The following is a 13,996-nucleotide window of genomic DNA, read 5'->3' as shown; positions in this document are numbered from 1 at the left end:
TATGAGCGTGCAAAGGAACGTCGTAGAACCGCCCGAGGGCGGTTCCGCGGCCGATGTGGAGGCGAGGCATGGTGGGGCAGCGGGCGGCTTCGGTCGCGGCCGACCCGGCGGCCGGCAGCGGCTACTTCGACGCGTACGCCGCGATGGGCCTGCTCGCCGTCGTCGGGGTGCTCTTCGTGACGGTGGCGTTCACCGCCAACCGACTGCTCCGGCCGGTGGTGCACTCGCCGGAGAAGCTCCTCGCCTACGAGTGCGGCGTGGACCCGGTGGGGGAGGACTGGGCGCACACCCAGGTCCGCTACTACGTCTACGCCTTCCTGTACGTGATCTTCGCGGTCGACGCGATCTACCTGTTCCCGTGGGCGACCGTCTTCGCCTCCGCCGGGTACGGCGCCGGGACGCTGGTCGAGATGTTCGTCTTCATCGGCTTCCTCGCGGTCGGCCTGCTCTACGCCTGGAAGAAGGGCGTTCTCGAATGGACGTGACGCACACCCACTCGCACGGGCACGGCGCCGCCGGCGGTCCGGTTCCGCTGGGCGTGCCGGACCCGTCGAGCCCCGGTGCCGCCGTGGAGCGGCGCGGCATCGGCCCGCTGGCCCGGCTGGCGCCGGACCCGGTCAAGGTGGTGCTCAACTGGGGGCGGCGCTACAGCCTCTGGTGCTTCAACTTCGGCCTCGCCTGCTGCGCGATCGAGTTCATCGCGGCGTCGATGGCCAAGCACGACTTCATCCGGATGGGTGTCATTCCGTTCGCGCCGGGTCCCCGGCAGGCCGATCTGATGATCGTCTCGGGGACGGTGACCGACAAGATGGCGCCCGCCGTGAAGCGCCTCTACGAGCAGATGCCCGAGCCGAAGTACGTCATCTCCTTCGGCGCCTGCTCCAACTCCGGCGGCCCGTACTGGGACTCCTACTCCGTCACCAAGGGCGTCGACCAGATCATCCCGGTCGACGTCTACGTGCCCGGCTGCCCGCCGCGGCCCGAGGCGCTGCTCCAGGGCATCCTCAAGCTCCAGGAGAAGATCGCCGCCGAGTCGCTGCCCGAGCGCTACGCCGCGCCCGCGGCGGCGCTGCGGCGTCCGCCGGTGCCCGGGCCCGAGGCCGTCGGCGGCAGCGGTGGCGGCGACACCGGTTCCGGCCCGGCCGGGGGCACCGGCACCGTCGAGGGAGGGGTCTCGTGACCACGGCCGAGCAGTATGCGGCGTCGGTCGGGGAGTGGGCGACCGGCGCCGAGGCATACGGGCTGATCACCGTCGACGTGCCCGCCGAGCACTGGATCGAGGCGCTCACCGCGGCCCGGGACACCCTCGGCCTGACCTTCTTCGACTGGCTCAGCGCCGTCGACGAGCTCGCCGAGGGCTTCTCGGTGGTCGCCCACCTCGCCGCCGTCGACGCCCCCGGCGTGCGCCACCTGGCGGTGCGCACCCGGGTGCCGCGCGCCGGGGCCGCGCTGCCCACCGCCGTCGCCGTGTACGCCGGGGCCGCCTGGCACGAGCGCGAGACGCACGAGATGTTCGGCATCGACTTCCCCGGGCACCCCCACCTGGTCACGCTGTTGCTGCCGGACGGCTTCGAGGGGCATCCGCTGCGCAAGGAGTTCGTGCTCGCGGCCCGGGTCGCCAAGGCCTGGCCGGGTGCCAAGGAGCCGGGCGAGTCCGAGGGCGACGGGCCGGCGCGGCGCAAGATGCAGCCGGCCGGGGTGCCGGACCCGAACGAGTGGGGGCCGCTCAAGGGCACCCTGCCGCCGGTGGCCGAGCGTCCCGCCCGGGGCGCCAGGGCCGCCGGTGCGGCGCGGACGCCGCGGGCCGCGGCTGGTGCGGCCGGGGCCGCCGGTGCGGCGGGTGCCGAGGGTGCCGCCGGTGTCGAGGGTGCCGCCGCGGTGCGGGCGGACCGTCCGCGCCGGGTCAGGTCGGTCTCCGACGGGTCGGCGAGCCAGGCGGCCGCCGCTCCGGCTCCGGGGGCCGCCGAGGATGCTGCTGCTGTCGAGGGTGCCGCCGTGGAGGGCGCCGTCGCACCGCCGGTGCGGGCGGACCGGCCCCGGCGGACCAGGTCGGTGTCGGACGGCTCGGCGAGCCAGGCGGAGGCCGGCGCGGCCGCCGCCGCTCCGGAGCCCGGGCCCGCGCGGCCCGCACCGTCCCGGACCCGGTCCTCCGACGCGCCCTGGCACAACCCGGTGCCGGCCCACGACGGGCCGACGGCCGAGCCCGCAGAGCCGGCCGAGCCCGCCGCCGAGCCCAGCGAGCCCTCGGACGGGCCCTCGGACCGGCCCGCCACCGGGGAGCGGAAGACGAGTGAGCCGCCGGCCGAGTCGGCCGGCCAGGACGGAGACGGCGCGTGAACCTGTTCGACACGGTGCTGCGCTGCGTCGCCACGCTGGTCGTCTTCCTCACCCTCCCCCTGGTCATCGGCCAGACCGAGCACAAGGTGATGGCGCACATGCAGGGCCGGCTCGGCCCGATGTACGCCGGTGGCTTCCACGGCTGGGCGCAGCTGATCGCGGACGGGGTGAAGTTCGCGCAGAAGGAGGACATCGTCCCGGCCGGGGCCGATCGCCGGATCTTCCAGCTGGCCCCCGCCGTCTCGCTGCTGCCCTACCTCTTCGTGCTGCTGGCGATCCCGGTCGGCCCGGACGGCTTCGTCGGGCAGGCGATCGACGCCGGCCTGTTCTTCGTGCTGGCCGTCATGGGTGTCGGCGTGATCGGCAAGCTGATGGCGGGCTGGGCCTCGGCCAACAAGTTCTCGCTGCTCGGCGGTCTGCGCACGGCCGCTCAGCTGATGTCCTACGAGCTGCCGATGGTGCTCGCCGCGGCCTCGGTGGCGATGGCGGCCGGGACGCTCTCGCTGCCCGGGATCGTGGACGCCTGGGAGTGGTACTGGATCCCGTGGCAGATCATCGGTGCCTTCGTGTTCTTCACCGCCGGTCTGGCCGAGCTGCAGCGCCCGCCGTTCGACATGCCGGTCGCCGATTCGGAGATCATCTTCGGCGCGTACACCGAGTACACCGGTCTGCGCTTCGCACTGTTCCTGCTCTCCGAGTACGTGGGCATCCTGGTGGTCTCCGCGCTGACCGCGGTGCTGTTCCTCGGCGGCTGGCACGGCCCGCTGCCGGACCAGCTGGGCTGGCTCTGGACCCTGCTGAAGACCTTCGCGCTGGCCTTCGTGGTGATCTGGCTGCGGGTCACCTACCCCCGGCTGCGCGAGGACCAGCTGATGCGCTTCGCGTGGACGGTGCTGATCCCGCTCGCCCTCGTCCAGCTGGCCCTCACCGGCATCATCAAGGTGGCGATCTCATGAGTTTCCCCGGTGCGGGCCTGGCCAAGGGCCTGGCCGTCACCCTGCGGACGATGACGAGGAAGACCGTCACCGCGCAGTACCCCGACACGCAGCCCGCGCTGCCGCCCCGTTCGCGCGGGGTGATCGCGCTGCTGGAGGAGAACTGCACGGTCTGCATGCTCTGCGCCCGCGAGTGCCCGGACTGGTGCATCTACATCGACTCCCACAAGGAGACGCTGCCGGCCGCCGACCCCAACGCGCGGGCCCGCACCCGCAATGTGCTGGACCGGTTCGCCATCGACTTCTCGCTCTGCATGTACTGCGGGATCTGCATCGAGGTGTGCCCGTTCGACGCGCTGTTCTGGTCGCCCGAGTTCGAGTACGCGGAGACCGACATCCTGGAGCTGACCCACGAGCGGGACCGGCTCCGGGAGTGGATGTGGACGGTGCCGGTCCCGCCGGCGCTGGACCCGGCGGCCGAGGAGCCCAAGGAGATCGCCACCGCGCGGAAGGCCGCCGACAAGCTCGCGGCTGCGGCCGCCGCGGCCGCGGCCGGTCCCGCCGAGGAGAAGGGTGACACCGCGTGAGCGCCGCCGCCCTGCTCGCCGCGACCGGGCCGCTGGACCCGGCCGCGCGCTCCTTCCTCTCCCCGACCGGGGTGGAGATCGTCTTCCTGCTGGTCGGCATCGCCGTGCTCGGCTCGGCCGTGGTCGCCGTGACCACCAGGCAGCTGGTGCACGCCGCGCTGTGGCTGGTCGCCGCGCTCGGCGGGCTGGCGGTGGAGTTCCTGCTGCTCACCGCCGAGTTCATCGCCTGGGTGCAGGTGCTGATCTACCTCGGCTCGGTGGTCGTCCTGGTGCTGTTCGGACTGATGCTCACCAAGGCGCCGATCGGGCGCTCGCCGGACGCGGACTCGAAGAACCGCTGGGTCGCCCTGGTGGTCGCGCTCGCCTCGGCCGGGACCCTGGTGACGCTGGTCGTGGACGCCTTCCGGACGTCCTGGATCGACCTCGGCGCGGGCGGCGGCTCGGCCGCGGTGACCGGGGCCAGCCTGTTCCGCACCTGGGTGCTGCCCTTCGAGGCGCTCTCGGTGCTGCTGCTGGCCGCGCTGGTCGGCGCCATCGTGCTGTCGCGCGGCGCGGGCCGGCGGGTCCCGCCGCCCCGGTCCGGGCGGATCCGGGCCGGACGTCCGGTGGGCTCCAACGGGACGGTCGCCCGGCGGGCAACCGCCGCGCCCCCGGCCGAGGCCCCCGAGCCCGCTCCGGCGGAGGAGAGCTGATGCACCTCGCCTACCCCGTCGTCCTCGCCGCGCTGCTGTTCAGCGTCGGCGTCTACGGCGTCCTCGCCCGGCGCAACGTGATCCTGGTGCTGATGTCCGTCGAGCTGATGCTCAACGCCGTCAACCTCAACCTGGTCGCCTTCGACGCCTGGCTGCGCGACTCGCTGCACGCTGGCCAGGCGCTGACCCTGTTCACCATCACGATCGCCGCCGCCGAGATCGGGCTCGGGCTCGCCGTCGTCCTGCTGCTCTTCCGGGCCCGGGGCACGGCGGACATCGACCGGGTGACCGCGCTCGGCGACCCGGCCGAATCCACCGCCGACGCCGACGGGGCGCCGGTCGGGACCGAGGCGCTGAAGGGCCGGGCCGCCGCATGAACCTCGCCCTGCCCGCCCTCGTCCCCGCCCTGCCCGCGCTCGGAGCGGCCGCCACCCTGGCCGTCGGCCGTCGCTCCCCGGGCCTGGCCCGGCCGCTGGCGATCGTGCCGGTCGCGGTCTCGGCCGTGCTCGCCCTGGTGGTCGCGATCCAGCTCGGCACCGGCCAGGTGCTGGACGCCGCCACCCGGCTCACGCCGACCGGCGGACCGGAGATCTCGCTCGCGATCCACCTGGACGGCTACAGCTCGCTGATCTCGGTGCTGGTCGGCGTGGTCGCCACCTGCGTCCAGGTCTACTCGACCGCCTACCTCAAGGACGATCCGCGCTACCCGTCGTACGCGGCGCTGGTCTCGCTGTTCACGGCGGCGATGTTCCTGGTCGTGTACTCCGGCGACCTGATCGTGCTGCTGGTCGGCTGGGAGGTCATGGGCATCTGCTCGTACTTCCTGATCGGCCACCACTGGGAGACCGAGGACGCGCGATCCGCCTCGCTGAAGGCCTTCCTGGTCACCAAGCTGGGCGACGTGCCGTTCCTGTTCGGCATCTTCCTGCTCGGCGCCGACGCCGGCAGCTTCCGGATCGAGGACGTGCTGCGGGCCGCCGGCGACGGGCGGCTCGGCCACCCCACGCTGATCGCGCTGCTCCTGCTGGCCGGGGTGGCGGGCAAGAGCGCGCAGTTCCCGCTGCACACCTGGCTCCCGGACGCGATGGCCGGTCCGACGCCGGTCTCCGCGCTGATCCACGCCGCCACCATGGTCGCGGCCGGCATCTACCTGGTCGCCCGGCTGCTCCCGGTGTTCCTGCTGTCCGGGGCGGCGCTGGTGGTCCTGGCGGTGATGGCCGCCGTGACGATGATCGGCTCGGCGCTCTGCGCGCTGGCCCAGGACGACCTCAAGCGGGTACTCGCCTACTCGACCGTCGGCCAGCTCGGCTACATGGCCGGCGCGCTCGCCAGCGGCGACCGCGAGGCCTCGGTCTTCCACCTGGTCAGCCACGGCGCGTTCAAGGCGCTGCTGTTCCTCGCCGCCGGTGTGGTGATCCACGCCGCGCACACCAACTCGATCTCCGCGATGTCCAGGATCCCCGGGCTGCGCAAGCGCGTCCCGGACGCCTACTGGACCACGGCCATCGCGCTGATCGCCCTGATCGGCCTGCCGCCGTTCTCCGGCTTCTTCAGCAAGGAGGCGGTGCTGACCGCCGCCGAGCACGCCGCCAACGGCGAGGCGCTGACCAACGGCCTCGGCCCGGCCTCGGCGGTGCCGCAGGCGGCCGGCTGGATCGTGCTGATCTCGGCCGGGCTCACCGCGCTGCTCACGGCGGCGTACGCGGCCAGGCTCTTCCTGGTGACCTTCCACAGCCCGGCGGGCGCGGCGGTGCCCGCCGCGGCCGGGGCCCCGGCCGTCGCCGACCACGAGCCCGACGCGCCGTACTCGCCCGAGCCGGACGAGGCCGACCCGGCCGTCGCCGAACCGCCCGCGATGCGGTGGCCGCTCTGGGTGCTGGCCGTGCCGACCATGGGCTTCGGCATCGCCGGCCTGCGCTCGGACTGGCTGCCCGCGCTGCTGGACGGCGGTTCGCTGAAGCCCTCCGCGGTCACCGCCGTCACCGGCACCGGCCTGGCCGTGGTCGGCGTGCTGCTGGCCTACGGCGCCTGGCGCTCGGCCACCGCCCGGACCACCGAGGGCCTGCCCGCCCCGGCGGAGCCCGGCCGGGTGCCCGAGCAGGCCGGAGCCCCGGCCGCCGAGGTGATCGTCGCCGATCCCGGGCGCGCCCTGCTCGGCCCGCTGTTCGGCCCGGCCCGGCACGGCTTCGGCGTCGACCGGCTCTACAGCGTGCTGTTCGTCCGCCCGGTCGAGGCCGCCGCCCGGCTCGTCCGCTTCCTCGACCGCGAGGTCGTGGAGACGTACGTGCGCGGTGCCGGCACCGGTGCCGACCTGCTCGGCCGGGTCGTCCGGCTGGCGCAGACCGGCAACGCGCAGACCTACCTCAGCGCGTTGCTCGCCGGTGTCGTCCTGCTGGCCGTCCTGGTGGCGGTGTAGCCGATGCCGTCCCTCCCGTCCTCGCCCGTTGTCGTGGTTGTCGCTGCCGCTAGGAGTCCCCGATGAACGCGGTCCTCATCGCCCTCCTGGTGCTGCCGCTGCTCGGCGCCGCGCTCACCCTGGCCCCGGTGTTCGGCCCGGACCCGGCCGCCGCCGACCGGCGCGCGCTGCGCTTCGGCACCGTGCTGACCGGCGCCGTCCTGGTGCTCACCGTCGCTCTGGCGGCCGGCTTCGACCACGACGAGCCCGCCCGGATGCAGGCCACCACCGACGTGGCCTGGATCCCGGCCATCGGGGTGCGCCTCCACCTCGGTGTGGACGGCGTCTCGCTGCCGCTGCTGGTACTGACCTCGCTGCTCACCTTCCTCTGCGCGCTGTACTCGGAGCGGCGGCTGCCGTCCGGGCCCGGGGTGCCCTCGGCCCGGGCCTTCGTCGGGCTGTTCCTCCTCCTCGAAGTCGGCATGCTGGCCACCTTCGCGGTGCTGGACCTGGTGCTCTTCTTCCTGGCCTTCGAGATCGTGCTGATCCCGATGTACTTCCTGATCGCCCGCTGGGGGAGCGGCGCGAAGGTGCCGGCGGCGAACCGGTTCATCCTGTACACGCTGCTCGGCTCGGCCGTGATGCTGCTCGGCTTCCTGCTGGTCGGCCTCGGGGCGGGCACCTTCGACATGCAGGCCCTCGCCGCCGCCCACGGCTCCGGCCTCGGCCACTCCACCCAGGTGATCGCCGCCCTGGCGATCATGATCGGGCTCGCGGTCAAGGCCCCCGCCTGGCCGCTGCACAGCTGGCTCCCGGACGCGCACACGTCCGCCCCGACGGTGGGCTCCGTCCTGCTGGCCGGCGTGCTGCTGAAGATGGGCACCTACGGTCTGGTCCGCGTCCTCCTCCCGGTCGTCCCCGACGGCACCACGACGCTCGCCCCCTACCTGGGCGCGTTCGCCGCCGTCGGCATCGTCTACGGCTCGCTGGCCTGCCTCGCGCTCTCGCGCACCGGCGCCAAGGGCGACCTCAAGCGCCTGATCGCCTACTCCTCCGTCGGCCACATGGGCTTCGTCCTGCTGGGCATCGCCTCCCTCACCCCGGTGGGGGTCAACGGCGCGCTGTTCGCCAACATCGCGCACGGTCTGATCACCGGCCTGCTGTTCTTCGTGGTCGGGGCGCTCAAGGACCGCTACGGCACGGCGGACCTCGACACCCTGGCCGGTGCCACCGGCGCGGCCCTCTACGGGCGGGCGCCCCGGCTCGGCGCGCTGCTCGCCTTCGCCGCCGTCGCCAGCCTCGGCCTGCCGGGCCTGGCCGGCTTCTGGGGCGAGCTGCTCGCGATGTTCGGCGCGTTCGACCCGGCCGAGGGCCTCTCGCGCCCCGCGTTCGTCACCTACATGGTCCTGGCCGGTCTCGGCACCCTCCTCACGGCCGCCTATCTGCTGATCGTGGTCAAGCGCGTCTGCATGGGCGACCCGAAGCAGCCCGCGCCGGTGGCCGAGCTCGCCGACCTCCGCCCGTACGAGGCCGTCAGCTGGACGCCGCTGGCCGCCCTCACCCTGCTCGCCGGCCTCTGGCCCGCGCTGCTGCTCGGACTCTCCGACCCCGCCGTCAAGCACCTGCTCGGCGGTGGCTGACCATGCTCGGCACCGCACTCGGATCTCACTCCACGGGGCAGACCACTGTGACCTCCCTCGCCGTCGCCAACCCGGGCAGCCTGATCCAGTCCGTGGACTGGGTGGCGATCGCGCCCCCGCTGATCGCCGCGCTGGCCGCCCTCGCCGTGCTGGTCACCGACCTCTTCCTGCCCGCGCGGCACAAGCGCTGGCTGGGCCGGCTCACCGCCGCCGCACTCGCCCTGGCCATCGTCTCGCTCCTCCCGCTCACCGGTGGATCACCCCGAGCCACCTTCTGTGCGCAGAACGTAACAGGAGCCACTGACAACGCAGGCTGCTCCTACGTCGCCGACCACTTCGCGCTGGTCTTCCAGCTGCTCGCGCTCGGCGGCGCGCTGATCGCGGCCCTGTTGTCCGCCCACACCGTGGAGCGCGAGGAGCTCCCCGGCGGCGAGTACTGGTTCCTGCTGCTCTCCAGCGCCACCGGCGCCGCGCTGCTGCCCGCCTCCCGCGACCTCGCCACCCTGGTGATCGCCCTGGAGGTGGCCTCGCTGCCCGCCTTCGCCCTGGTCGCGCTGCGCCGCGACGGCCGGGGTGCCGAGGCCGCGCTCAAGTTCTTCCTGTCCTCCGTCACCGCGACCGCCGTGATGCTGCTCGGCATCGGCTTCGTCTACGCGGCGAGCGGCAGCCTGCACCTGGGCGCCGTCGCCACCGGACTGGAGCACGCCCCCGCGCAGCTGAAGCCGCTGGCCGAGGCGGGGGCCGTGCTCACGCTGGCCGGCTTCGCCTTCAAGGTCGCCGCCGTGCCGTTCCACTTCTGGGTGCCGGACACCTACACCGGTGCCCCGCTGCCGGTGGCCGGCTACCTCTCGGTGGTCGGCAAGGCGGCCGGCCTGGCCGGCCTGGCGCTGGTCACCACCATCGCCTTCCGCCCGTACGCGCACACCTGGGGCCTGGTGCTCGCGGTGCTGGCCGCCGTCACCATGACGGTCGGCAACGCGGGCGCGCTGCGCCAGCGCTTCGACACCCGGTACAGCGCGGTCCGGCTGCTCGCCTGGTCCTCGGTGGGCCAGGCCGGCTATCTGCTGGTGCCGCTGGCCGCGGCCGGCTACGCGCCCACCACGACCGACCCGCTGGGCGCCACCGCCGCATACGCGCTGATCTACGGCGTGGTCAACCTGGGCGCCTTCGGCGTGGTGGCGGCGGTCGGCCGCCGTTCCGAGGCCGGGGTGGACGACTTCCGCGGGCTGTTCGCCCGGCGCCGCTGGACGGCGCTGGCGCTGGCGTTCTTCCTGCTCTGCCTGGCCGGGCTGCCGCCGGGCGTGATCGGTCTGTTCGGCAAGGTGGTGGTGTTCCGCGCCGCGGTCGACGCCGGGCTGGGCTGGCTGGCGGTGGTGATGGCCGTCAACGTGGTCGTCGCGCTGTACTACTACCTGCGCTGGACCGCCGTGCTGTTCGCCCCGGCCCCGGAGGCGGCCTCGGAGGCGGCCTCGGTGGCCGAGGGGGCGGCGGGCGCGGCGGGTGACCGCGCGGCCGCGGCCGCCGACACGGCTCCCGAGCGGCGCCTGCCGGTGTCGCTGACCGCCACCCTGGGCCTCACCGCCTCCGTCGCGGTGGTGCTCTCGGTGGCCCCGCAGCTGGTGCTCCAGGTGGTCGGCGGTTCGCTGTTCTGAACCCCGCCCGGCGGGCGGGCGGTTTCCGGGGCCGCGTCCCCCGGTCGGGTGTCATGCCGGTCACAAGGGAACAAGGCCCCGGCCCCCACCCGTTGACCGGGCAGGAGGGACGAGGCAGAAAGGGCTTCCCCACGCACCATTGGAGGGCCACCCGTGCATCGCCGGCACAACGGACTGAGGACCGCCGCTCTGCTCGGGGGCCTCTCGGCGCTGATCCTGGTGATCGGCTCCTTCTTCGGCCGTACGGGCTTCGTGATCGCCCTGCTGGTCGCCCTCGGCACCAACGCCTACGCCTACTGGAACAGCGACAAGCTCGCCCTGCGGGCCATGCGGGCCCGCCCGGTGAGCGAGATCGAGGCGCCGCGGCTGTACCGGATCGTCCGGGAGCTCTCCACCTCGGCGCGCCAGCCGATGCCCCGGCTCTACATCTCGCCGACCCCGGCCCCGAACGCCTTCGCCACCGGGCGCAACCCGCGCAACGCGGCGGTCTGCTGCACCGACGGCATCCTGCAGCTGCTGGACGAGCGCGAGCTGCGCGGCGTCATCGGACACGAGCTGAGCCACGTCTACAACCGGGACATCCTGATCTCCTCGGTGGCCGGCGCGCTCGCCTCGGTGGTGATGTTCCTGGTGAACTTCGCCTGGCTGATCCCGTTCGGCCGGGGGGACGACGACGACGGTCCGGGCCTGTTCGGACTGCTCGCGATCATGATCCTCGGCCCGGTCGCCGCCTCGCTGATCCAGCTGGCCGTCAGCCGGTCCCGGGAGTACCAGGCCGACGCCGACGGGGCCCGGATCACCGGCGACCCGCTGGCCCTGGCGAGCGCGCTGCGCAAGCTGGACGCGGGCACCCGGCAGCTGCCGCTGCCGCCGGAGCCGCAGATCCAGACCGCCAGCCACATGATGATCGCCAGCCCGTTCCGGCCCGGCGAGGCCGGTACGAAGCTGTTCTCGACCCATCCGCCGATGGCCGAGCGGATCGCCCGGCTGGAGCGGATGGCCGGTCACCGGTAGCGACGCCGGGAGGGGGCGGTCACCGGTGGCGGCTTCGGGAGGGGCCGCGGCGGCCAGGAGCGGCTTCGGGAGGGCCGCGGCGGCGGTCAGCCCGTCGTGGCCTCGTCCAGTACCGCCCGGAGCCGGTGGACGCCCTCCACCACCTGGGCCGAGTTCTCGGCGGCGGCGTAACTGAGCCGCAGATGGGCGGCCGGCGGTTCGGCGGCGTGGTACGGCCGGCCGGGAGTCACCTGGACGCCGGCCCGCATGGCGGCGGCGGTGAGCAGACCGTCGTCGACGCCCTCGGGGAGCCGCAGCCACAGGTGGTAGCCGCCGGGGCGGTAGCCGCCGAGCACGCCCGGCAGCTCGCGGTGCAGGGCGGCGACGGCCGCGGTGCGGCGGTTGCGCAGTTCGGTGCCGAGCGCGCGCAGGTGACGGGCCCAGCCCGGGTCGGCGACGAGTTCCAGCGTCGCCTCCTGGAGCGGCCGGGGCACGAAGAAGCTGTCCACCACCTGGGTGGCCCGCAGCCGGGCCAGGGCCGGGCCGCGCGCGGTGAGGGCGCCGACCCGCAGATTGGGGGAGGCGGCCTTGGTGAGCGACCGCAGGTGCACCACCACCCCGTCCCGGTCGTCGGCGGCGAGCGGCCGGGGCAGGGCGGGCGCGTCCGCGTGCACCAGCAGCCGGGAGAAGTCGTCCTCGACGACGAAGGCCCCGGCCGCCCGGGCGATCCGGAGCACCTCGGCCCGGCGTTCGGGGGAGAGCACCGCGCCGGTCGGGTTCTGGAACAGCGGCTGGCAGACGAAGACCCGCGCCCTGGTGGCCTCGAAGGCGTCCGCCAGCAGGTCGGTACGGACGCCGTCGGCGTCGACCGGCACCGGGACGGGCCGCAGCCCGGCCGCCCGGACGACCGCCAGGATGCCCGGATAGGTCGGCGACTCCACCAGGACCGGTGCGCCGGGCGCGGCGAGGGAGCGCATCGCCACGGTGAGGCCGCTCTGCCCGCCCGAGGTGAGCAGCACGTCCCCGGTGGCGATCGGCCCGTCGTGGCCGCCGATGTCGCGGGCGAACCAGCCGCGCAGCTCGGTGAGGCCGTCGGTGGGCGGGCGTTCCCAGGCGCCGGGGCGGCGTCCGGCCCGGGCCAGGGCGGCGGCGAGCAGCCGTTCGGGCAGCAGGGAGGCGTGCGGGTAGCCGCTGTTGAGGTCGATGACGTCGGGCGGCGGCACGCGCAGGGTGGCGAACACCGGGGCGGCCAGCAGGTCGCGCGGTCCGGTCCCGCTGCTGAGGGCGATCTCCTGCCAGGACAGGTCACCGGGGCGGGCGGTGGCGGGCGAGGACCTGCGGGTGCCGGTCGCGGGGCCGGTGGTGAAGGCCGCCGCGCGGAACACCCCGGCGCCCGGGCGGGAGATCACGAGCCCCTCGGCGGCGAGGACGGCGATGGCGCGGGAGACCGTGCCCGGGCTGACCTGGTGGCGTTCCATCAGGGCCCGGCTCGACGGCAGCTTCCGTCCTTCCGGGTAGCGCTCGACTTCTCGCCGCAGGCTGTCGGCGAGTTCGGTCACACTGCTACGCTCGTTCATGAGAGCACAAGATAGCGCTACCCTTCGTTCGGCGATAGCGGACCGGCCCGCTACGGCCCCGACGGCGGCGACGGTCCCGCCGGCCGCAGTGTCCACGTCGGCCCCGACGGCTGCGGTGTCCACGTCGGCCATGTCGGCCACGGCGTCCACGGGGACTCCCGCCGCCCCGGCGCCGAAGGCCGCACCCCGGGCCGGGGCCTCCGCCGGTACCGCGCAGGCCGCCCTGGGTGTCCTCTGCTTCTCCTTCAGCTTCCCCGCCACCGCCTGGGCCCTGACCGGTTTCGGCCCCTGGACCGCGACCGGCCTGCGCGGCCTGCTCGCCGGAGTGCTCGCCGCGCTCTGCCTGGCGGCGGCCCGAGTCCCGCTGCCCGAGCGCCGCCACTGGCCCGGCCTGCTGGTGGTCTCGGCGGGCTGCGTCCTCGGCTTCCCGCTGCTCACCACACTGGCCCTGCGCACCTCCTCGACCGCGCACTCGGCGGTCGTGATCGGGGTGCTGCCGCTGGCCACGGCGGCCGTCGCCGTGCTGCGGGCCGGCCGCTCCGGTGCCCGGCCGTCCCGGCTGTTCTGGGGCGCGGCACTGGCCGGTGCGGTGGCCGTGCTCGGCTTCACCCTGCTGCAGAGCCACGGGCGGCCGGGCCTCGCCGACCTGTACCTGTTCGCGGCGCTGCTGGTCTGTGGCGCCGGGTACGCGGAGGGCGGACGGATCTCCCGGGAGCTGCCCGGCTGGCAGGTGATCGGCTGGGCGGTGGTCGCGGCGCTGCCGGTCACCGCGCTGACCACGGCGCTGGCGCTGCCCGCGGAGCCGGTGGAGTTCGGCGGGAAGGCGCTGGCCGGTCTGGCGTACACGGCGGTGGTGTCGCAGTTCGGCGGGTTCGTGGTCTGGTACCGGGGGATGGCGGCGATCGGCGTGCCGCGGGCGAGTCAGCTCCAGCTGGCGCAGCCGCTGCTGACGCTGGTCTGGTCGGTGCTGCTGCTCGGCGAGGCGCTGCCGGCGGCGGCGCCGGTGACGGCGGTGGTGGTGCTGCTCTGCATCGCGCTCACCCAGCGGGCACGGGTCTGACGCGCGGTGGGGGGGGGGGCCCCGGGGCGGGGCGGGCCCCCCCCCCCGCCCCCCCCCGGGCGGCCCCCCCCCCCCGGGGCGGGGGGGGGGGGGGCCCCCCCCCCGCCAGGATAAATAGAACCCGACCA

At 74.5% G+C, this 13,996-nt stretch carries 13 protein-coding genes; 12 read left to right on the top strand and 1 reads right to left on the bottom strand.

All coding sequences use genetic code 11. The annotated features are described in order from the left end of the window. Positions 1 to 68 precede the first annotated feature (68 nt). The 11 genes from ACIPYS_RS38800 (at position 69) to htpX (ending at position 11,252) form a co-directional block, all read left to right on the top strand. On the top strand, positions 69 to 485 hold the full coding sequence (locus ACIPYS_RS38800) for an NADH-quinone oxidoreductase subunit A (RefSeq protein ID WP_093861647.1): 417 nt from the start codon (positions 69 to 71) through the stop codon (positions 483 to 485). Then, entirely contained in the window at positions 476 to 1,180 is a 705-nt protein-coding gene (locus ACIPYS_RS38795; RefSeq protein WP_400755222.1) for an NADH-quinone oxidoreductase subunit B, read from the top strand. The genes ACIPYS_RS38800 and ACIPYS_RS38795 overlap by 10 nt, the downstream gene beginning before the upstream one ends. Next, positions 1,177 to 2,337: an NADH-quinone oxidoreductase subunit C gene (locus ACIPYS_RS38790; protein WP_400755220.1), complete on the top strand. Its 1,161-nt coding sequence runs from the start codon at positions 1,177 to 1,179 to the stop codon at positions 2,335 to 2,337. The genes ACIPYS_RS38795 and ACIPYS_RS38790 overlap by 4 nt, the downstream gene beginning before the upstream one ends. Then, entirely contained in the window at positions 2,334 to 3,293 is a 960-nt protein-coding gene (gene nuoH, locus ACIPYS_RS38785; protein WP_375975398.1) for an NADH-quinone oxidoreductase subunit NuoH, read from the top strand. The genes ACIPYS_RS38790 and nuoH overlap by 4 nt, the downstream gene beginning before the upstream one ends. After that, a complete protein-coding gene (locus ACIPYS_RS38780) occupies positions 3,290 to 3,859 on the top strand; it encodes a NuoI/complex I 23 kDa subunit family protein (RefSeq protein ID WP_400755217.1) in 570 nt (189 codons plus the stop codon). Before nuoH ends, ACIPYS_RS38780 begins: the two co-directional genes overlap by 4 nt. Then, the gene (locus tag ACIPYS_RS38775) at positions 3,856 to 4,551 is read left to right on the top strand and encodes an NADH-quinone oxidoreductase subunit J (RefSeq protein ID WP_400755215.1); all 696 of its coding nucleotides are present in this window, start codon (positions 3,856 to 3,858) and stop codon (positions 4,549 to 4,551) included. The genes ACIPYS_RS38780 and ACIPYS_RS38775 overlap by 4 nt, the downstream gene beginning before the upstream one ends. After that, positions 4,551 to 4,928 (top strand): NADH-quinone oxidoreductase subunit NuoK, encoded by a 378-nt coding sequence (gene nuoK, locus ACIPYS_RS38770; RefSeq protein ID WP_400755213.1) that lies wholly within the window; start codon positions 4,551 to 4,553, stop codon positions 4,926 to 4,928. The genes ACIPYS_RS38775 and nuoK overlap by 1 nt, the downstream gene beginning before the upstream one ends. After that, the gene (locus tag ACIPYS_RS38765) at positions 4,925 to 6,967 is read left to right on the top strand and encodes an NADH-quinone oxidoreductase subunit L (RefSeq protein WP_400755211.1); all 2,043 of its coding nucleotides are present in this window, start codon (positions 4,925 to 4,927) and stop codon (positions 6,965 to 6,967) included. Before nuoK ends, ACIPYS_RS38765 begins: the two co-directional genes overlap by 4 nt. Before the next feature lie 62 nt (positions 6,968 to 7,029). Then, on the top strand, positions 7,030 to 8,586 hold the full coding sequence (locus ACIPYS_RS38760; protein WP_400755209.1) for a NuoM family protein: 1,557 nt from the start codon (positions 7,030 to 7,032) through the stop codon (positions 8,584 to 8,586). 2 nt (positions 8,587 to 8,588) lie between these two features. Beyond that, on the top strand, positions 8,589 to 10,238 hold the full coding sequence (locus ACIPYS_RS38755) for an NADH-quinone oxidoreductase subunit N (RefSeq protein WP_400755207.1): 1,650 nt from the start codon (positions 8,589 to 8,591) through the stop codon (positions 10,236 to 10,238). A 153-nt stretch (positions 10,239 to 10,391) separates the two neighbouring features. Next, positions 10,392 to 11,252: a zinc metalloprotease HtpX gene (gene htpX, locus ACIPYS_RS38750; protein WP_093861655.1), complete on the top strand. Its 861-nt coding sequence runs from the start codon at positions 10,392 to 10,394 to the stop codon at positions 11,250 to 11,252. Between the two features lie 86 nt (positions 11,253 to 11,338). Here the strand turns inward: htpX and ACIPYS_RS38745 are convergent, their stop codons facing one another. After that, entirely contained in the window at positions 11,339 to 12,808 is a 1,470-nt protein-coding gene (locus ACIPYS_RS38745; protein ID WP_400755205.1) for a PLP-dependent aminotransferase family protein, read from the bottom strand. Between ACIPYS_RS38745 and ACIPYS_RS38740 the strand changes: the two genes are divergently transcribed. After that, positions 12,807 to 13,868: a DMT family transporter gene (locus ACIPYS_RS38740; RefSeq protein WP_400755203.1), complete on the top strand. Its 1,062-nt coding sequence runs from the start codon at positions 12,807 to 12,809 to the stop codon at positions 13,866 to 13,868. The two genes, ACIPYS_RS38745 and ACIPYS_RS38740, sit on opposite strands and share 2 nt — an antisense overlap. The last annotated feature ends 128 nt before the right edge of the window (positions 13,869 to 13,996 follow it).

The organism is Kitasatospora sp. NPDC089913 (genome assembly GCF_044748625.1).
GTDB lineage: Bacteria > Actinomycetota > Actinomycetes > Streptomycetales > Streptomycetaceae > Kitasatospora.
Note: the sequence above shows the minus strand (reverse complement) of the source record. Positions and strands in the feature narration are given on the sequence as shown.